We start from the raw sequence: 18,146 nt of genomic DNA, 5'->3' as shown, positions 1-18,146 counted from the left end.
TGGCGGATTACGCGCGTTGCGCTAATCCGCCCTACGGTCCCGCCGGCCCGCCCGCCGCTGGCAAACCGATGGCGTAGCCCGCCATGCTCCGTCAGCGGCAGAGCGGGCTTTTCGGCTCGCCGCAGGCGATCAGGCGGCCCACGTCCGGGTTGTCCAGGTAGCGTACATGGGCGTCAACGGGGTTCTCGAAAGCCCCGAACCAGGTGCGCGCGTTCGACACCAGCACGTTGTGCACCGCCACGCCGGGTCGCTCGTATTTTTCCTTTTGCAGCGTGTAGGACAGCAAATCGTTCGGGTCCGTGAACGCCACCAGCGTCAGGCCGTCGATGGATGCCGCCGCTGCTGCGCTCCGGCTGCGGCGCCGTTCCAGCACCCGCTGCAGGCTGTCCTGCGGCAGCGCGCGGCGGCCGATCTCCACCGGCAGCCCCTGGTCCGCCAGTCCCAGGATGGGGATCTGGTTGGCCGCCATCACCAGGTAAGCCATGCGGTCCAGCGTCTGCTGGGCGGCGTCGGCGGCGCGCTTCGCGTCCGGCGCGGCGCTGTTTTCGTCCAGCATGCCGCTCAGCGTGTCGAACAGGATCTTGCTGCCCAGGCTTTCCGAGACCACCACCAGCGGCGCATCCGGCGCCGCGTTGGCCGTGGCGCGCATCACCGCCTCGCGCATGCGCTGCTGGATCTGGCCGCGCGCCTCGCCCTGGTAGATCAGCGCGTCCGGCAGGCAGTCGTCCATCAGCCGGTCCTTCACCCTGGCATTGATGCCGGCGCGCTGCGGCGCGTAGGGCGGGCTGCCCTGGCAGATGGGGGATTTTTCGCTCTGGTCGTAGCACAGCTGCTGCTTGAGCGGCGTGGTCAGCGGCGACCAGATCAGTGACTGGAAGCGGATCGCGCCGTCGCCGGCCGGCACGGTGGCCGGGATGATCTCGATCTGCCCGGGCGCGGCGCGCGCGCGACGCGGCAGGCGGGCGCGGCAGGTTGGCGGCCAGCGCGCCGCTCAGTTGCTGCACGGTTTCCGCGGCCCAGCCGGCGTCGTGCGTGCACATGCCGTGCACCAGCAGCACGTCGACCTGGTGGCCGGGTGTTTGCGCGACAAAATGGGCCAGGCCCGGGAAGGTGGCGCCCGGTTCCATGAACTGCGCGGGGCGGTAGGGCATGCTGCAAGCGGACAGGCACAGCAGCAAGGGGAAAAGGCGCAGCGTGTTCATGGCGGGCTCCTGGCTAGGATCAGGAGACCATCATCTGCCCAGACGGGCTCCGCCGCAAGGGGGAACTTGCGGCGGCTTTGTGCTGGATCAGAATTTCATTTCCAGCAGCGCACGCACCACGGCGGTGGTGGGGGTGATGGTGCCGTCGCGCAGGGCGCCGGTGGCTTCGACGAAGGTCGATTCGGTGTAGTTGTCCTGGTGCAGGGCGTTGGCCACGGCCACGCGCAGCTGGGTCTTCGGGGTGAACTTCCACAGCCCGTACAGGTCCAGCGAGCGCTTCGGTATCGAATACGCGTACTGCTTCTCGGAAATGCGCACCGGGCCGCCGCTCTGGAAGCTGAAGCTGCCGCCCAGCGTCAGCGGCAGGGTGTCCAGTTTCCAGTCGGCGCCGACCGTGCCGCTGACCGGGGTCTGCTGGTCCAGGCGGTTGTTCGGGACGGGCACGGAGTCCAGGTCCGACCAGTTGCGCGACAGGTTGGCGCGCATTTCAATCGCCGGCGCTTTCGGGTACATGGAGCGCAGCGGCAGCTTGGCCTCCAGTTCGATGCCGCGCGTGTTGGCGGTGCCGGCGTTCACCGGGCGCGACACGTACAGGCCGTCGATCAGCGCCACCTGCTGGCGCGTGATGTCCTTGATGCGGCGCACGAAGGTGCTGGCCGTCATCAGGCCGCCGCCGGGCAGGTAGTGCTCGAACGCCAGGTCCAGGCCCCAGGCCAGCTCGGGCTTGAGCAGCGGGTTGCCGGTCTGGTCCGGGCTGGTGGCGGTGTTGTTGTTGGAGGCGAAGCGGCGCGGGATCAGGCTGTTCACGCCGGGCGCCTTGTAGGTGCGGGACACGCCCAGGCGCACCTGGTCGGCCTTGCTGCCGGGGAGCTTCCACAGGGTCTGGAACAGCGGGCTCCACACGCTGGACTTGTTGCTCACCGGCGCGTAGTCGTTGCCTTCGCTGGTGGTCTCGATGCCTTCCCAGCGCAGGCCGAAGTACACCGACCAGCGGTCCGTGATGGTCCATTCGTCCTGCGCGTACAGGGCCAGGCGCTGCACGTCGGCGTTGTAGACCTGGTCCAGGTTGGCGGCCGGGGCGCCCACGGTGCTGCTCTCTCGCTGGATGCGGTCTTCGTCGCGCTTGCTGTAGCCGGCGTCCCAGCCGGTGGCCAGCGCGTGGCCTTCGAACAGCGGCGTGGAGTATTTGCCGGTGGTGGTGAAGCCCTTGTCGGTGGAGTCGGACGTGATCATGCGGTCCAGGGCCAGCACGTTGTTGGCGTAGTACTGCTGCGACGGCGCCTCGGTGGAGCGCTTGTTGTAGTTGGCGCCGCCTTTCACTTCCAGCTTGGCGCCGCCGGCCAGCTTGCGGGTCCAGGTCAGGTCGGTGCGCAGCAGGGCCACGCTGGAGTCGATGTCCACGCTGGTGGCGCTGTAGCGCGGCAGGCTGCCCTGCAGCGTGTTCACGCGCTCGTCCGTGTCGCCGCGGAAGCGGTTCACGTTGACGAAGCTTTGCGAGGTGACGATGTCGTTCGGGCCGAGGTTGATGTTGATGCGCGGCGACAGGTTCAGCGCCTCGAAGGAGCCGCGGCTGGTCTGCTCGGTGCGGCGCGACAGGTTTTGCACGCCGGCCGGGGTGTAGCCGCTGGTGACGATCTCAGCCGGACGGTTGAACTTGCCATAAGTGACGCCGCCGCCCACCGCGTAGGACACCGCGCCCTTGCGGTCCGACACCTGGAAATTGGTGTTGGTGCCCAGCTTGCCATTGTCGTCCTGCAGGCCGACCTTCACTTCGCGCTGCGCGGTGACAATGGCTTTTTTCAGCACGATGTTGATGCCGCCGGCAATGGCCTGGGTGCTGAATTCGGCCGTGGCCGCGCGCATCACCTCGATGCGTTCGATCATGTCCGGCGACAGCGAATCGAGCGAGAAGCCGGGCGGCGCCGGCTCGCCGTTGAGCATGATCTGGGTATAGCCGCTGCCCAGGCCGCGCATGCGGATGTCGCCGCCGCGTCCCTGCACGCCGCCCACGGTGATGCCCGGCAGGCGCTTGAGCACCTCGCCGATGGTGGTGTCGCCGTTTTTCAGGATTTCTTCCTGCGTCACCACGATCTTGGTGGCGGTGTCGTTGCGGCGCGCGTCATAGGTCTCGGCCGCGCCTTTGATTTCCACCTTCTGGATGGGTTCTTTGGCGGGCTTGACGGGTTCGTCTGCCGCGTAGGCGTGGGCCGGGCCGAGCAGGATGGGGGCGGCGGCCAGCAGGCGCAATAGGGTAGGGGACGGGCGGGTCATGGTGGTTGCCGGTAGGGTGATATTTGGGGAAAAATCGCACAAGAAAAAGCCCGCTCAAGGCGGGCTTTATTCCACTTCGCTAGCATGGTAATAGGAATGTTGCCTATTTTCAATCACGCCGTGGCGCGGCTGCGGATTTTTCGCTTAAACCGGGCTTAAGCGTTGGCCCGCAGCGACAGCAGCACCGGCTGCAGGATGGCTGCGCCCAGGCGGGCGCTGCGGGCGCCGTCCCAGCCGGTGACCGGGTCGGGGTCGTTGGCGTTGTCCTTGAACGGCATTTCCAGCGTCAGCGACAGGCAGCCGAAGGCGTGGCTGATGTGCGGCGAACCCATGGTCAGGGTTTCCGGCGTCAGCGGGCTTTCGCCGTAGCCGAATTCGTCCTGGAAGTCCGGGCTGGCGATCTTGAAGTCGTCCACGAAGCGCTGCTGGCGCGCCGCGTCGTCCTTGCTCCAGCTTTCCAGCGCTTCGCTGCCGGCGGTGAACACGTAGGGCAGGCCTTCGTCGCCGTGGATGTCGAGGAACAGGTCGCAGCCGACTTCCTTCATCTTGTTCAGCACCAGGAACACTTCCGGGCTGCGCTCCATGGTCGGGTTCAGCCACTCGCGGTTCAGGTTGGCGCCGGCCGCGTTGGTGCGCAGGTTGCCGCGCACCGAGCCGTCCGGGTTCATGTTCGGCACCACGTAGAACACGGCTTCCTGCAGCAGCTGGCGGCCGAACGGGTTGGCCACGTCCAGCAGCGCGTCGACCATGCCTTCCACGAACCATTCAGCCATGGTTTCGCCCGGGTGCTGGCGCGCGATGACCCACACCTTGGGCTTGCCTTCTTCCGGCTCGCCGATCACCAGCAGATTCATGTCGTGGCCGTCCAGGGTGCTGCCCAGGTCTTCCATGCGCACGTAGTCGTTGAGCTGGGCGTTGTCCAGCAGGGCCAGGTGGCGTTCCCACGAGTAGGGCTCGAAGTAGGCGTAGTAGACGCTGTCGTACTCGGGCGTATGCTCGATGGTCATGGTCTTGCCGTCGTACGAGGTGGGCACGCGGAACCAGGTTTCGCGGTCATAGCTGGCGGCGGCCTGGTAGTCTTTCCAGCCGTCCGGATAGGCGGCCTGGCCGGCGTTCAGGAAGTTCATCGTCAGCGGGGTCGCCTTGGCGCCCTGCACGCGGAAGTAGAACCACTGGATGATGTCGGCAGCGGAGTCCTTGCGGATGTTCAGGTCGATCGCGGAAGGGTCGTCCGCGCGCAGAACGTCGATGGCGCCAGCATCGAATTGGTGGCTGATTTTGATAGGCATTGCGTCTGTCCTGATGGGTAAAAGTATCGGGTGTGCGACATGATACTAGTTTTATGGACAAGCTTGGGATTGCAAGCTTGCTAATTCGGTCATACACTAGGCCGGGATTCCTCATGAAAACAACACCGGAGACTGAACTTATGCAGCGTCGTTCCTTCCTGAAAAATGCCACCCTGGGCGCTGGCGCCGGCGCGCTGGCCGTGGCCCCGGCGCTGGCCCAGGCGCAGCCCGCCATCACCTGGCGGCTGGCGTCCAGCTTCCCGAAAACGCTGGACACCATCTACGCGTCGGCCGAGCACTTCTGCAAGCGCGTGGCCGAGCTGACCGGCGGCAAATTCACCATCCGCCAGCACGCGGCCGGCGAGATCGTGCCCGGCCTGCAGGTGATGGACGCGGTGCAGGCCGGCACGGTGGAGATGGGGCACACGCCGTCCTACTACTACTTCGGCAAGGACCCGGCCTTCTGCTTCGACTGCGCCGTGCCGTTCGGCCTGACCTCGCGCCAGCAGACCGCCTGGTACGACCAGGGCGGCGGCCGCGAGCTGATGCGCGAGTTCTACAAGGGCTACGGCATCATCAACTTCATGGCCGGCAACACGGGCACGCAGATGGGCGGCTGGTACCGCAAGGAAGTGAAGACCGTGGCCGACATGAAGGGCTTGAAGATCCGCATCGCCGGGTTCGCCGGCCGCGTCATGGAGCGCATGGGCGCGGTGCCGCAGCAGATTCCGGCCAGCGACGTGTACGGTTCGCTGGAAAAGGGCACCATCGACGCGGCCGAGTGGGTGGGACCGTACGACGACGAGAAGCTGGGCCTGCAGCGCGTGGCGCCGCACTACTACGCGCCGGGCTGGTGGGAAGCCGGACCGCAACTGTCGTTTTATATCAACATCAAGGAATGGGAAAAGCTGCCCAAGGAATACCAGGCGGCGGTGGAATGCGCCAGCTATGAGTGCCACGTGATCATGCAGGCCGAGTACGACACCAAGAACCCGCCCGCGCTGGCGCGCCTGCTGAAGAACGGCGCCAAGCTGCACACCTTCTCGAAAGAGATCATGGACGCGTCGTACAAGCTGTCGACCGCCGTGATGGAGGAGGAAGCGGCGAAGAACGCCAAGTTCAAGAAGATCTACGAGCCGTGGAAGAAGTTCCGCCAGGACCAGAACCAGTGGGCCTCGGTGGCCGAAGCCACCATGCAGAACTATCTGATTAACGCGGGCCGCAGGTAGCGATGGTATCCGGCGCGGCGCTGCGGCAGCCGTCGTGAGCGCGGCGCAGCTTATCGGCATCGCGGCGCTGCTGGCCGTGGTCGCCGGGCCGGCGGCGCTGGCGCTCGCTGGGTGGCTGCGTGCCCGGTACACGCTGCCCGCCCAAGGCGCGGGAGTCAGGCGGCGGTGGCGCTGGAAGCTGACCGCGATGTCGGCGCTGCTATACGTGCTGGCCTTTAACCTGACCTTCTTCATCCAGGAACTCTTCCTGGTACTGCCCAAGGCGCTCACGCCGGGCTTGCGTCCAACCCTGTTTCACAACAATCACACCTGGCACGGCCACCACCCGCTGGCGAGCCTGTTCCAGGGAACGGGCGCGCTGGCGACGTTCGCGGCGGCGCGCCTGTTCCTGTTCTGGATGGCTTACAGCGGCATGTTCATGGCGTTGCCGCAGGTGGCCATCGGCGCGGTCAGCACCCAGAGCGACCTGGGCATGGCGATGTCATACCTGGGCCTGGCGCTCCCTGCCAAGGTGGTGCTGGCGCTGCTCGCTCTGGCCGCCATCCCGCTGATCGCGGCCCGGCTCGCGCGCCTGCTGCTGGCGCAGGCTGGCGACACCCCTCTGATCGCCACTGCCGGCGGACGCCACCTGTTCGTATTCGAGGCCGCAACGCTGCCGGCCTTGGTCGCGCTGCCTGTCATTTTCCTGTTCCGCATTCCGCGCGAGTGGACGGAAGTGGTGATGGTGCCGGTGGCGGTCACCGTGGTTGGCCTGCTCTGGGTACAGGCCGGCGCCTGGCGCGCGCGCCAGGGAAGCGTCGATGCGCCCGGACCGGCGTCCGGGCCGGAATCCATTGCCTGGCCGCTTGCCGCGGTGTTGGCCTTGTTGCTGCTGTTCCAGTTGCTGCTGAGGCCGGGCATACGTTTCTACTGAAGCGCGCCGCCGCCAACATGCGCATTCGCTGAGCCATATCAACGTGTCCTGAGCCGCTGTTTGCTATGTTGGCTTGCGGCCCTCCGCATCGTGCGGCGGCGCCGCGCAACCAGGAGACCATCATGGAACATTGCGGACCTGAACACATCGAGGTGCTGGAAAAGAAAATCACCGCCCTCAGCGACGCGCTGGCGCATCTGGGCCAGGGCACCAGCCTCAAGGAGCTGCTGCGCATCATCCGCTTCCCCGGCTACACCACGCCCGCCGAGTTCGCCTTCTCGGTCGCCATGCTGGACGCCATGGCCCATCAGGCGCGCCTGCTCGAACAAATGAGCGAAGAACTGCTCGGCGCGGCCAAGCAGGTGGGCCAGGAGGGCTGACGCGCGCGCAGTAAAATAATGGCGCCGGCTGTCTTTCGCCAGGGCGCCTATCGTTTCTTCTTCTTTTCGCGCGAGGAAACCAGAATGGATTCCGTCCGGGACCCTGCGGCGTTTCCGCTTGTTGCGTCGCGCTGACAACTGCTTCGGTCAGGGGAAATGTGCGCTACACTGCCTTGGCCGCTTGCCGGGCAGTGCGGCGCTTTCCATATCGATAAGGGGACACGGATGAAGCAATTGTTTCGGGTAGCGTTGGCGGCCTTGCTGGCTTGTTCATTCATGCACGGCGCTTCGGCTGCCGCCAATGTCGGCACGGCGGATGAGGCGGTGGCGATGGTGAAGAAGGCGGCGGCCTACATCGCCGCCAACGGCAGGGACAAGGCCTTTGCCGAGATCAGCAACCCCAACGGCCAGTTCAAGGACCGCGACCTCTACATCGCCGTGCTGGACCAGAAAGGCGTCACGCTGGCCCACGGCGGCAACGCCAAGCTGATCGGCAAATCCATGATCGACCTGAAGGACGTGGACGACAAGCACTTCATCAAGGCCTTCCTCGACGTGGCCGCCACCAAGGGCAACGGCTGGGTGGACTACAAGTGGCCCAACCCGGTCAGCAAGGCTATCGAGAAGAAATCCACCTACGTGGAAAAGGCCGGCGACCTGGTCATCATTTGCGGCATCTACAAAGGCTGATCAAGCCTGGCTCAGCCCGCCAATACAACGAAGCCACGACCATCGCCGCCATCATCCGCGACTTCAAGCGCTACCTGCCGTCGGCGCTGATTTATGTGTTCGACAACAACTCCACCGACGATACCGTGCGCATCGCCCGCGAGGCCGGCGCCATCGTGCGGCATGTGCCGGCGCAGGGCAAAGGCAGCGTAGTGCGCCGCATGTTCGCCGACGTGGAGGCCGACGCCTACGTGATGGTGGACGGCGACGATACCTACGACGCCTCGGTGGCGCCGGTGCTGGTCGGCCGGCTGCTCGACGAGGGGCTGGACATGCTGGTGGGCAGCCGCGTCACGGAGGAGCAGAGCGCCTACCGCTTCGGCCACCGCTTCGGCAACCGCCTGCTCACGGGCTGACTGTCCGTCGTATTCGGCCGCACCTTCAACGACATCCTGTCCGGCTACCGCGTGTTCTCGCGCCGCTACGTCAAGTCGTTTGCCGCGCATTTCGCCGGGTTTGAAATTGAAACCGAACTGACCGTGCACGCGCTCGAACTGCGGCTGCCGGTGGCCGAGGTCGAGACGGTCTACAAGTCGCGCCCGGAAGGCTCGTTCGGCAAGCTCAACACCTACCGCGACGGCGCGCGCATCCTGATGACCATACTGCGCCTGTTCAAGTCGGAGCGGCCGCTGGCGTTCTTCGGTATCGGCTTCCTGCTCTGTACGCTACTGTCGGCCAGCTTGGCCATGCCGCTGCTGGCGACCTATTGGCAGACCGGCCTGGTGCCCCGTTTGCCGACCGCCGTGCTGTGCGCATCCCTCATGCTGCTGGGGATCATCCTGCTGGTGTGCGGCCTGATATTCGACGCCGTGACCAAGGCCCGCATAGAGCAAAAACGCTTCGCCTACACGGCGGTGCCGGTATTCAGCCGAAACGCATCGTGAGCCAGGCCTTGCCGGGCCGCCTGGCAGCCCGGCTGCTGCGCTGAGCCGCGCCGGGCGCTATTGCAGCCCGCCGAAACGCTGGTAGAAGTCGCCGCCCGCTTCGGCCGTGGCTTCATCCTCGCGCCGCAGCACGGCCAGGATGTGCTGCTCGGCCGCGCCGGCCACCATGCGGTACAGCTCGCGCGCCAGCTCGTAGGCGGCGGCGCCCGGCCACGGTTCGGGCAGCAGTTCCACCGGCAGTTGCGGATCGTGCAGCTGCACGCGGCGGTAGGCGTGGGTCAGCAGCGAGCGGATCACGAAGGCTTGTTCCGGCTCGGGCTGGTGGCCGCCGCGCAGCAGGGCCAGCAGCGGCTCGAACTGCCCGATGAACTGCCGGTAGCCGCCGGCCACGCCGCTCAGGTCCCAGCCTTCATCGATCATCTCGCGCAGCGGACGGCCGTTGCGCGCGCCCGGCATCTCGCCGGCGTGGCAGATGAACAGCTTGTCGCGCGTGCCGGTGCGCGCCAGCAGTTCGTCCAGCGTCTCCGGGTTGCCGGCCGGATGGCCGAACACGCCGGCCGACACCAGCCCATAACCCTCCCATACCAGCTCCTTGCGCAGCAGCGTGCGTTCGGCCGCGCCCAGGCTGTTGCCGCTCATGACCAGGGTCCAGTTGCCGTCCCAGTGCACATGCAGCGGCGCATAGATGCGGCGCTGGGCGCGCGCGAAGCGGGCCTGCGACTCGGGCGCGATGGAGTAGGACGAGCGCCGCCCGTCGCGCTGCGACGCCAGCCAGCCCTCCTGCGCCAGCCGGAACACCGAGGTGCGCAGCAGGCGGTCATTCACGCCGAACGGCGCCAGCAGCTCGATCAGGCTGCCCAGCCACACCACGCCGCCGTGCGGCACGATGGCGTCGCCGAAGATGGTCATCACCAGCGACTTCGAGCGCGGCGGGTCGCTGGCCAGGAAGTGGGCTATCCATTCGTTGCTGTTCAGGGTCTTCATCTTGCGCACGGGTGGTTTTCTCTCAAGCCGGGAGTTTACTTTGCTGTGGCTTCGGCGCAGCATTATTTTTCTGCCACCTGGACATTCTGGCACCAATCCGCCTCAAAGGGATACAGTTTTTTAATTTGAGTCAAAAAAACAGTATGCAAACGAATTTTTGTATCGTATTATGATTTCACACCTTGAACGAGGAGACAGAACATGTACGCACAGATGGTTGAAACCGGCCTGAAGAAAGTTCAGACGAACGAGGACATGAGCGCCGAGGAGCGCGCGTTCCAGGCCCGTATCGACGCCGGCGTGAAGATCGAGGCGAAGGACTGGATGCCGGACGCCTACCGCAAGACGCTGATCCGCCAGATCTCCCAGCACGCCCACTCCGAAATCGTTGGCCAGCTGCCCGAAGGCAACTGGGTGACGCGCGCCCCCACGCTGAAACGCAAATCCATCCTGCTGGCCAAGATCCAGGACGAAGCCGGCCACGGCCTGTACCTGTACAGCGCCGCCGAAACGCTGGGCGTGTCGCGCGACGAGCTGCTGGCCGCCCTGCACAGCGGCAAGGCCAAGTATTCGAGCATCTTCAACTACCCCACGCTGAGCTGGGCCGACATGGGCGCCATCGGCTGGCTGGTGGACGGCTCGGCCATCATCAACCAGATTCCGCTGTGCCGCTGCTCCTACGGCCCGTATTCGCGCGCCATGATCCGCGTGTGCAAGGAAGAGTCCTTCCACGCACGCCAGGGCTACGACATCATGATGTCGCTGGCCAAGGGCACGCCCGAGCAGAAAGCCATGGCGCAGGATGCGCTGAACCGCTGGTGGTGGCCGTCGCTGATGATGTTCGGTCCGTCCGACGCCGAATCGGTCAACAGCGCGCAGTCCGCGCAGTGGCGCATCAAGCTGTTCTCGAACGACGAGCTGCGCCAGCGCATGGTGGACCAGACCGTGCCGCAGGCCGAATACCTGGGCCTGACCATCCCCGACCCCGACCTGAAATTCAACGCCGAGACCGGCCACTATGAATTCGGCGACATCGACTGGAGCGAATTCCAGGCTGTCCTGAAGGGCAACGGCCCGTGCAACCGCGAGCGCCTGCGCACCCGCGTCAAGGCCTACGAGGACGGCGAGTGGTTCCGCGACGCGCTGGTGGCTTACGCCGACAAACACAAAGAGGAGAAGGCTGCGGCCTGAGGAGACATAAGATGAGCAAAGAATGGCCATTGTGGGAAGTTTTCATCCGCAGCCAGCACGGCCTGGCGCACAAGCATGTGGGCAGCCTGCACGCGTCCGACGCCGCCATGGCGGTCAACAACGCGCGCGACGTGTACACCCGCCGCAATGAAGGCGTGAGCATCTGGGTGGTGAAAGCCACTGACATCGTCGCCAGCAGCCCGGCCGACAAGGACGCGCTGTTCGAGCCGTCCAACAGCAAGGTCTATCGCCACCCCACCTTCTTCCCGATGCCGGAAGAAGTGAAGAACCTGTAAGGCGGGCGCCATGGACGATAAAGTTAGCTACCTGCTGCGCCAGGGCGACAACGCGCTGATCCTGAGCCAGCGCCTGTCCGAGCTGTGCGGCAAAGGCCCAGCGCTGGAAGAAGACATGGCGCTGACCAATGTGGCGCTGGACCTGCTGGGCCAGACCCGCATGTGGTACAGCTACGCCGGCGAACTGGAAGGCGCAGGCCGCGACGAAGACAAGCTGGCCTACCACCGCGACGCGCACGACTTCAAGAACTGCCTGCTGGTGGAGCAGAAGAACGGCAACTACGCCGACACCATGATGCGCCAGTTCTATTTCGACACCTGGCATTACTTCTTCATCGGCGCGCTGACCAAGTCCGGCGACGAACGCATCCGCGAGATCGCCGAGAAGTCGCTGAAGGAAGTGACCTATCACCTGCGCCGCAGCGGCGACCTGATCGTGCGCCTGGGCGACGGCACCGAAGCGAGCCACGCCAAGACGCAAACGGCGGCCGACGAACTGTGGATGTACACGGGCGAGTTCTTCAAGTACGACGCCATCGACGACGCCATGGTGGCCGCGGGCGTGGCGCCGGCTTCCGAGCCGCTGCGCGCGCAATGGCTGGCGCACGTGAGCGACATCTTCGGCGAAGCCACGCTGGCGATGCCGTCGCCGGACGCCTGGATGCAAAAGGGCGGCAAGCAGGGCACGCACAGCGAGCACCTGGGCTATCTGCTGGCCGAGATGCAGTTCCTGCAGCGCGCCTATCCCGGCTCGGAGTGGTAAATGAAGGCCGCCACCGCCACCGCTGCAATCAGCGCTGAGCAAGTCTGGGCCTGGCTCGCCGAGGTGGCCGACCCGGAGATCCCGGTGATCTCCGTGGTGGACCTGGGCATCGTGCGCGACGTGGCCGTGGCGGCCGACGGTGGCTGCACCGTCACCATCACGCCCACCTATTCGGGCTGCCCGGCCATGCAAGTGATCGCGGACGCGGTCACCGGTGCGCTGCGCGAGCGCGGCATCGAACAGGTGGAGTTGCGTACGCAGTTGTCGCCCGCCTGGACCACCGACTGGATGAGCGAGGCAGGCAAGGCCAAGCTGAAAGGCTACGGCATCGCCCCGCCCGCGCAGCAGGTGATCGACATCAGCGGCCTGCGACGGGGCGCATCCGGCAATGCGGACCTGGCGGCCGGCGTGCGCCGGGGCGCCATTGCAGCGCCCAAGGTGGTGTGCCCGCACTGCGGCTCCAGCCATACCGAAAACACCAGCCAGTTCGGCTCCACGCCATGCAAGGCGCTGTACAAGTGCCTCGACTGCCGCGAACCGTTCGACTACTTCAAGTGCCACTAAAATTATGAGCAAATTCTATCCGCTGTCCGTCGCCAAGGTGAACAACGAAACGCGCGACTGCATCGCCGTCACCTTCGCCGTGCCGCCCGAACTGGAAGAGAGTTTCAAATACCAGCAAGGCCAGCACCTCACGCTGCGCACCCGCATCAACAGCGAAGACGTGCGCCGTTCGTACTCGATCTGCTCGGCCGTGCAGGACGGCGCGCTGCGCGTGGCCATCAAGCGCACGCCCGGCGGCATGTTCTCCACCTGGGCCAACGATACGCTCAAGCCCGGCACCGTGATCGAAGTGATGCCGCCGATGGGCCACTTCAACGTGCCGCTGGACGCGGCCAACCGCAAGAACTACATGGCCTTCGCGGCCGGCAGCGGCATCACGCCCATCCTGTCGATTATCAAGACCACGCTGCTGACGGAGCCGAACAGCCGTTTCACGCTGTTCTACGGCAACCGCGCTTCGTCGTCGGTGATCTTCAAGAACGAGCTGGCCGACCTGAAGGACATCTATACCGACCGCCTGAACATCGCCTACGTGATGAGCCGCGAGCAGCAGGACATCGAGCTGTTCAACGGCCGCATCACGAAGGAAAAGGCGCAGCAGTTCCTGCAGCACTGGGTGCGCGTGGAAGACTACGACACCGCCTTCATCTGCGGCCCGGAAGACATGATGCACGGCGTCTCGGCCGCGCTGCAGGAAGCGGGCATGCCGAAGGCGAACATCAAGATCGAGCTGTTCGCCGCCAGCATACCGAAACACCAGCACAAGCCGCGCGCGCAGTCCGACGTGGGCGCCGGGCTGACCGAAGTGACCGTGGTCATGGACGGCAACCACACCATGTTCACTATGGACCGCGACAAGGAGTCCATCCTGGACGCGGGCCTGCGCGCCGGCATCGACATGCGCTACTCCTGCAAGGGCGGCGTGTGCTCCACCTGCCGCTGCAAGGTGCTGGACGGGAAAGTGGACATGGACGTGAACTACGCGCTGGAAGACTACGAGATCGCACGCGGCTTCGTGCTGAGCTGCCAGAGTTTCCCGGTGACGGACAAGGTCGTGGTCGACTTCGACCAGGCCGAATGAACGCCGGCGGGTTACGCGCTGCGCGCTAACCCGCCCTACGGGCATACCCTATACGAAACACTGAAACGCTGAAACACCGAAACATGAATGTAGGGCGGGTTAGCCGAAGGCGTGACCCGCCAACAACGAAGGACAATGGAGGAGACGCCATGAGCTACGAAAATATCCTGTTTGAGATCAAGGGCGGCATCGCCAGGCTGACCCTGAACCGCCCGGACAAACTGAACAGCTTCACCCAGGCCATGCACCTGGAAGTGCGCGACGCGCTGGCCAGGGTGCAAGCCGACAAATCCGTGCGCGTCTTCCTGCTCACCGGCGCCGGGCGCGGCTTCTGCGCCGGCCAGGACCTGGGCGACCGCGCCGTGGAACCGGGCGCCGACGGCGTGGACCTGGGCGACTCGGTGGAAAAGTTCTACGCCCCGCTGGTGCTTGCGCTGCGCAGCCTGCCCATGCCCGTCATCTGCGCGGTAAACGGCGTGGCCGCCGGCGCTGGCGCCAACCTGGCGCTGGCCTGCGACATCGTCATCGCCGGCAAATCGGCCAGTTTCGTGGAAGCTTTCTGCCGCCTGGGCCTGATCCCGGACACCGGCGGCACCTGGATACTGCCCCGCCTGATCGGCATGGCGCGCGCCACCGGCCTGGCCATGCTGGGCGAAAAGCTCACCGCCGACCGCGCCGAGCAATGGGGCCTGATCTGGAAAGCCGTTCCCGACGAGCTGCTGATGACCGAAGCCACCGCCATGGCCGAGCATTTCGCCATCGCCCCCACCAAGGGCCTGGCCTTCACCAAGAAGGCGCTGCAGATCAGCCATTGCAACTCGCTGCCCGAGCAGCTCAAGCTGGAAGGTGAGATGATGCGTGAGCTGGGCTACAGCCACGACTACCGCGAAGGCGTTGCCGCCTTCATCGCCAAGCGCACGCCTGAATTCAAAGGGGAATAAGGAATGGCAGCTCTGGATAAAGCCAGCGTCGTCGCCGTCATCGGCAGCGGCGCCATGGGTTCGGGCATTGCGCAGGTGGCGGCGGCCGCCGGCCACACCGTCAAGCTGTACGACACGCGCGCCGAGGCGGTTCAGAAGGCCATCGCCGACATCGCCAAGGTCTACCTGAAGCTGGTGGACAAGGAGCGCATGACGGCGGCCGAGGCGCAAGCCGCCACCGCGCGCCTGCAAGCCGCCGACGGCCTGGCGGGCGTGGCCGACGCCGCGCTGGTGGTGGAAGCCATCGTCGAGAACCTGGACGTGAAGCGCGCCCTGTTCGCCGACCTGGAAGGCGTCGTCGGCGACGGCTGCATCCTGGCCACCAATACCTCCTCGATTTCCGTGACCGCCATCGCCGCCAAACTGCGCCGCCCGCAGCGCCTGGTGGGCATGCATTTCTTCAATCCGGTGCCGCTGATGGCGCTGGTGGAAGTGATCAGCGGCCTGGCCACCGACGCCGCCGTGGCCGACTCCGTGTACGACACCGCCATCGCCTGGGGCAAGAACCCGGTGCACGCCAAGTCCACGCCCGGCTTCATCGTCAACCGCGTGGCGCGCCCTTACTATGCCGAAGGCCTGCGCCTGCTGAACGAGCAGGCGGCCGACGCCGCCACCATCGACGCGGTGATGCGCGAGGCCGGCGGCTTCCGCATGGGACCATTCGAACTGATGGACCTGATCGGGCATGACGTGAACTATTCCGTCACCCAGTCCGTCTTCAACGCCTATTACAACGATCCGCGCTTCACGCCGTCCGTGATCCAGCAGGAGCTGGTGAACGCCGGCTTCCTGGGCCGCAAATCCGGCCGCGGCTTCTACGCCTACGGCGACGGCGCCTCCGTGCCGGCCGCACGGAGCGAAGCCGTGCAGCCCAAACCGGACTACGTGAGCTACAGCGTGGAACCGGGCGCCAGCGGCGCGTCGGCCGTCACCGACGCCGTGCTGGCGCGCTTCCAGGAGCGCGGCATCGCCGTCACGCTGCGCAAGGCCAATGAAGCGCACGGCCACGCGGCGGGGCACGACTCTGCGCCGGCCTTCCATTGCAACGGCGCCGCCGTCTACCTGACCGATGGCCGCAGCGCTACCCAGCGCGCGGCCGACAACAAGCACCCGGACACCGTGCTGTTCGACCTGGCCCTGGACTACGGCAAAGCCACCCGCATCGCCATCGCCGCCGCCGACCAGTGCAGCGCCGCCGCGTACAGCGCCGTGGTGGGCCTGTTCCAGGCCGCCGGTTTCGCGGTGACGAAGCTGGACGACGTGCCCGGCCTGGCCGTGATGCGCACCGTGGCCATGCTGGCCAACGAAGCGGCGGACGCGGTGAACCAGGGCGTGTGCAGCGCGCAGGGCGCGGACACCGCCATGCAGAAGGGCGTGAACTATCCGCGCGGCCCGCTAGCCTGGGCCGACGCCGTCGGCGTCGAGCGCATCGCCACGGTATTGAACAACCTCGCAGCCGCCTATGGCGAAGACCGCTACCGCGTGTCGCCGCTGCTGCGCCGCAAACAGGCATCGGGAGCGACATTCCATGCATAAGGACGCAATCCACGCCCACGGCCAAGCCCACGCCCACGCCCACGCACCCGCAGCGGCGCCCACGCCCGAGCAGGCGCAAGCCCTGGCCCAGGCAGCCGGCGACGCGATGTATGCGCGCGACCGCGCCACGCAGGCGATGGGCATGCTGCTGGCCGAGATCCGGCCCGGCTACGCGCGCATGACCATGCCGGTGCGGGAAGACATGCTGAACGGGCACCAGACCTGCCACGGCGGCTTTATTTTCGCGTTGGCGGACAGCGCCTTCGCGTTTGCGTGCAACAGCCACAACCAAAACACGGTGGGCGCGGGTTGCACGATCGAGTACCTGGCTCCCGGCCGCCATCACGACCTGCTGACTGCGGAAGCGGTGGAGCAGGCGCTGGCCGGCAAGAGCGGCATTTACGACGTCAAGGTCAGCAACCAGGACGGACGCATTATTGCCCTGTTCCGTGGCAAGTCGCACCGCGTGAGCGGCGAAGTGGCGCCACAGCAGGGCTAGTTAAGAACTCGAATACGAGGAGACAGCAATGGTTCAACGCAATCCCGCCCCAGCTGACCTGGAGCCTATCGAACGCGCTAGCAAGGACGAGCTGCTGGCGCTGCAACTGGAACGCATGAAATGGACGCTGAAGCATGCGTATGAAAACGTGCCGCACTACCGCGCCGCATTCGACGAGAAAGGCGTGCACCCGGACGACCTGAAGACCCTGGCCGACCTGGCCAAGTTCCCCTTCACCGACAAGAAGACCCTGCGCGACAACTACCCGTTCGGCCTGTTCGCCGTCCCGCGCGAGAAGGTGGTGCGCATCCACGCCTCGAGCGGCACCACCGGCAAGGCCACCGTGGTGGGCTACACGCAGAACGACATCGACACCTGGGCCAACGTGGTGGCGCGCTCCATCCGTGCCGCTGGCGGCCGCGCCGGCGACATGGTGCACATCTCCTATGGCTATGGCCTGTTCACCGGCGGCCTGGGCGCGCACTACGGCGCCGAGCGCCTGGGCTGCACCGTCATTCCCATGTCGGGCGGCCAGACCGAGAAACAAGTGCAGCTGATCCAGGACTTCAAGCCCGAGATCATCATGGTCACGCCGTCGTACATGCTGAACATCATCGAGGAATTCCAGCGCCAGGGACTGGACGCTGCCGAGTCATCGCTGAAGGTGGGCATTTTCGGCGCCGAGCCGTGGACCGACGCCATGCGCTCCGAGATCGAAGCGCGCGCCGGCATCGACGCGGTGGACATTTACGGCCTGTCCGAAGTGATGGGGCCGGGCGTGGCCAGCGAGTGCATCGAATCAAAAGACGGCCCGGTGATCTGGGAAGACCATTTCTACCCCGAGATCATCGATCCCGAAACCGGCGAAGTGCTGCCGGACGGCTCGGACGGCGAACTGGTGTTCACCTCGCTGTCGAAGGAAGCGCTGCCCATCATCCGCTACCGCACGCGCGACCTCACGCGCCTGCTGCCGCCGACCTCGCGTTCGATGCGCCGCATCGGCAAGATCACGGGCCGCTCGGACGACATGTTGATCATCCGCGGCGTGAACGTGTTCCCCACGCAGATTGAGGAACTGATCTGCAAGATGCCGAAGCTGGCGCCGCAATACCAGCTGGTGGTGAGCCGCGACGGCCACCTGGACAAGCTGGACGTGATCGGCGAACTGCGCCCCGAGCTGACCGGCAAGCTGACCGCCAACGAAGTGGAAGCGCTGGCGCGCGAGCTGGAACACGCCATCAAGACCTATGTGGGCGTGTCGACCCGCGTCAGCCTGCTGGCGTCGAACAGCATCGAGCGTACCATGACCGGCAAGGCCAAGCGCGTGATCGACAAACGACCGAAGACTGTTTAAG

17 protein-coding genes and 1 pseudogene are annotated in these 18,146 nt (G+C 65.8%); 14 read left to right on the top strand and 4 right to left on the bottom strand.

Going from position 1 to position 18,146, the window contains the following annotated elements:
• Positions 1–91 precede the first annotated feature (91 nt).
• The 3 genes from ACFJI2_RS23070 to ACFJI2_RS23060 all read right to left on the bottom strand — a co-directional run bounded on the left by ACFJI2_RS23070 (position 92) and on the right by ACFJI2_RS23060 (position 4,762).
• Positions 92–904 (bottom strand): hypothetical protein, encoded by an 813-nt coding sequence (locus ACFJI2_RS23070; protein ID WP_377702078.1) that lies wholly within the window; start codon positions 902–904, stop codon positions 92–94.
• 385 nt (positions 905–1,289) lie between these two features.
• Positions 1,290–3,473: a TonB-dependent receptor plug domain-containing protein gene (locus tag ACFJI2_RS23065; RefSeq protein WP_377702077.1), complete on the bottom strand. Its 2,184-nt coding sequence runs from the start codon at positions 3,471–3,473 to the stop codon at positions 1,290–1,292.
• A 155-nt stretch (positions 3,474–3,628) separates the two neighbouring features.
• Positions 3,629–4,762, bottom strand: a complete 1,134-nt coding sequence (locus tag ACFJI2_RS23060; protein WP_107874171.1) for a M14-type cytosolic carboxypeptidase — start codon at positions 4,760–4,762, stop codon at positions 3,629–3,631.
• Positions 4,763–4,902: 140 nt separating this feature from the next.
• Here ACFJI2_RS23060 and ACFJI2_RS23055 point away from each other — a divergent pair, with 140 nt between their 5' ends.
• From ACFJI2_RS23055 to ACFJI2_RS23035, 5 genes and pseudogenes are all read left to right on the top strand, one after another.
• Positions 4,903–5,991 carry a TRAP transporter substrate-binding protein gene (locus tag ACFJI2_RS23055; protein WP_107874174.1) on the top strand — a complete coding sequence of 363 codons (1,089 nt, stop codon included), beginning with the start codon at positions 4,903–4,905 and terminating at the stop codon, positions 5,989–5,991.
• Between the two features lie 34 nt (positions 5,992–6,025).
• Entirely contained in the window at positions 6,026–6,904 is an 879-nt protein-coding gene (locus ACFJI2_RS23050) for a hypothetical protein (protein ID WP_377702076.1), read from the top strand.
• 122 nt (positions 6,905–7,026) lie between these two features.
• The gene (locus tag ACFJI2_RS23045; RefSeq protein WP_107874180.1) at positions 7,027–7,284 is read left to right on the top strand and encodes a hypothetical protein; all 258 of its coding nucleotides are present in this window, start codon (positions 7,027–7,029) and stop codon (positions 7,282–7,284) included.
• A gap of 225 nt (positions 7,285–7,509) precedes the next feature.
• The gene (locus ACFJI2_RS23040) at positions 7,510–7,974 is read left to right on the top strand and encodes a cache domain-containing protein (RefSeq protein ID WP_377702075.1); all 465 of its coding nucleotides are present in this window, start codon (positions 7,510–7,512) and stop codon (positions 7,972–7,974) included.
• Positions 7,953–8,897: pseudogene (locus ACFJI2_RS23035) on the top strand (glycosyltransferase family 2 protein). Before ACFJI2_RS23040 ends, ACFJI2_RS23035 begins: the two are co-directional and overlap by 22 nt.
• 57 nt (positions 8,898–8,954) lie before the next feature.
• Here the strand turns inward: ACFJI2_RS23035 and paaX are convergent.
• Positions 8,955–9,881, bottom strand: coding sequence for a phenylacetic acid degradation operon negative regulatory protein PaaX (paaX, locus tag ACFJI2_RS23030; RefSeq protein ID WP_377705888.1), 927 nt, complete (start codon positions 9,879–9,881; stop codon positions 8,955–8,957).
• A gap of 201 nt (positions 9,882–10,082) precedes the next feature.
• Between paaX and paaA the strand changes: the two genes are divergently transcribed.
• The 9 genes from paaA to paaK all read left to right on the top strand — a co-directional run bounded on the left by paaA (position 10,083) and on the right by paaK (position 18,145).
• Positions 10,083–11,072 (top strand): 1,2-phenylacetyl-CoA epoxidase subunit PaaA, encoded by a 990-nt coding sequence (paaA, locus tag ACFJI2_RS23025; protein ID WP_377702074.1) that lies wholly within the window; start codon positions 10,083–10,085, stop codon positions 11,070–11,072.
• Between the two features lie 11 nt (positions 11,073–11,083).
• Entirely contained in the window at positions 11,084–11,368 is a 285-nt protein-coding gene (paaB, locus tag ACFJI2_RS23020; RefSeq protein WP_056402283.1) for a 1,2-phenylacetyl-CoA epoxidase subunit PaaB, read from the top strand.
• A 10-nt stretch (positions 11,369–11,378) separates the two neighbouring features.
• Entirely contained in the window at positions 11,379–12,131 is a 753-nt protein-coding gene (gene paaC / locus ACFJI2_RS23015) for a 1,2-phenylacetyl-CoA epoxidase subunit PaaC (RefSeq protein ID WP_377702073.1), read from the top strand.
• Positions 12,132–12,695: a 1,2-phenylacetyl-CoA epoxidase subunit PaaD gene (paaD, locus tag ACFJI2_RS23010; protein WP_377702072.1), complete on the top strand. Its 564-nt coding sequence runs from the start codon at positions 12,132–12,134 to the stop codon at positions 12,693–12,695.
• Between the two features lie 4 nt (positions 12,696–12,699).
• On the top strand, positions 12,700–13,776 hold the full coding sequence (gene paaE, locus ACFJI2_RS23005; RefSeq protein ID WP_377702071.1) for a 1,2-phenylacetyl-CoA epoxidase subunit PaaE: 1,077 nt from the start codon (positions 12,700–12,702) through the stop codon (positions 13,774–13,776).
• Between the two features lie 149 nt (positions 13,777–13,925).
• A complete protein-coding gene (gene paaG / locus ACFJI2_RS23000; protein ID WP_377702070.1) occupies positions 13,926–14,717 on the top strand; it encodes a 2-(1,2-epoxy-1,2-dihydrophenyl)acetyl-CoA isomerase PaaG in 792 nt (263 codons plus the stop codon).
• Positions 14,718–14,720: 3 nt separating this feature from the next.
• On the top strand, positions 14,721–16,292 hold the full coding sequence (gene paaH / locus ACFJI2_RS22995) for a 3-hydroxyacyl-CoA dehydrogenase PaaH (RefSeq protein WP_377702069.1): 1,572 nt from the start codon (positions 14,721–14,723) through the stop codon (positions 16,290–16,292).
• Between the two features lie 106 nt (positions 16,293–16,398).
• A complete protein-coding gene (gene paaI, locus ACFJI2_RS22990) occupies positions 16,399–16,791 on the top strand; it encodes a hydroxyphenylacetyl-CoA thioesterase PaaI (protein ID WP_377705887.1) in 393 nt (130 codons plus the stop codon).
• Between the two features lie 28 nt (positions 16,792–16,819).
• The gene (gene paaK / locus ACFJI2_RS22985) at positions 16,820–18,145 is read left to right on the top strand and encodes a phenylacetate--CoA ligase PaaK (RefSeq protein WP_377702068.1); all 1,326 of its coding nucleotides are present in this window, start codon (positions 16,820–16,822) and stop codon (positions 18,143–18,145) included.
• The last annotated feature ends 1 nt before the right edge of the window (position 18,146 follow it).

The organism is Pseudoduganella sp. UC29_71 (genome assembly GCF_042693265.1).
Classification (GTDB): Bacteria; Pseudomonadota; Gammaproteobacteria; order Burkholderiales; family Burkholderiaceae_D; genus Rugamonas.
This window is presented reverse-complemented; position numbering and strand designations above follow the sequence as displayed.

Coding starts and splice junctions, on each gene's coding strand:
- paaI (WP_377705887.1), top strand. CDS start 16,399: ATGTATGCGCGCGACCGCGCCACGCAGGCGATGGGCATGCTGCTGGCC.
- paaE (WP_377702071.1), top strand. CDS start 12,700: ATGAGCAAATTCTATCCGCTGTCCGTCGCCAAGGTGAACAACGAAACG.
- ACFJI2_RS23045 (WP_107874180.1), top strand. CDS start 7,027: ATGGAACATTGCGGACCTGAACACATCGAGGTGCTGGAAAAGAAAATC.
- paaD (WP_377702072.1), top strand. CDS start 12,132: ATGAAGGCCGCCACCGCCACCGCTGCAATCAGCGCTGAGCAAGTCTGG.
- paaC (WP_377702073.1), top strand. CDS start 11,379: ATGGACGATAAAGTTAGCTACCTGCTGCGCCAGGGCGACAACGCGCTG.
- ACFJI2_RS23040 (WP_377702075.1), top strand. CDS start 7,510: ATGAAGCAATTGTTTCGGGTAGCGTTGGCGGCCTTGCTGGCTTGTTCA.
- paaH (WP_377702069.1), top strand. CDS start 14,721: ATGGCAGCTCTGGATAAAGCCAGCGTCGTCGCCGTCATCGGCAGCGGC.
- ACFJI2_RS23055 (WP_107874174.1), top strand. CDS start 4,903: ATGCAGCGTCGTTCCTTCCTGAAAAATGCCACCCTGGGCGCTGGCGCC.
- paaA (WP_377702074.1), top strand. CDS start 10,083: ATGTACGCACAGATGGTTGAAACCGGCCTGAAGAAAGTTCAGACGAAC.
- paaB (WP_056402283.1), top strand. CDS start 11,084: ATGAGCAAAGAATGGCCATTGTGGGAAGTTTTCATCCGCAGCCAGCAC.
- paaX (WP_377705888.1), bottom strand. CDS start 9,881: ATGAAGACCCTGAACAGCAACGAATGGATAGCCCACTTCCTGGCCAGC.
- ACFJI2_RS23060 (WP_107874171.1), bottom strand. CDS start 4,762: ATGCCTATCAAAATCAGCCACCAATTCGATGCTGGCGCCATCGACGTT.
- ACFJI2_RS23065 (WP_377702077.1), bottom strand. CDS start 3,473: ATGACCCGCCCGTCCCCTACCCTATTGCGCCTGCTGGCCGCCGCCCCC.
- paaK (WP_377702068.1), top strand. CDS start 16,820: ATGGTTCAACGCAATCCCGCCCCAGCTGACCTGGAGCCTATCGAACGC.
- paaG (WP_377702070.1), top strand. CDS start 13,926: ATGAGCTACGAAAATATCCTGTTTGAGATCAAGGGCGGCATCGCCAGG.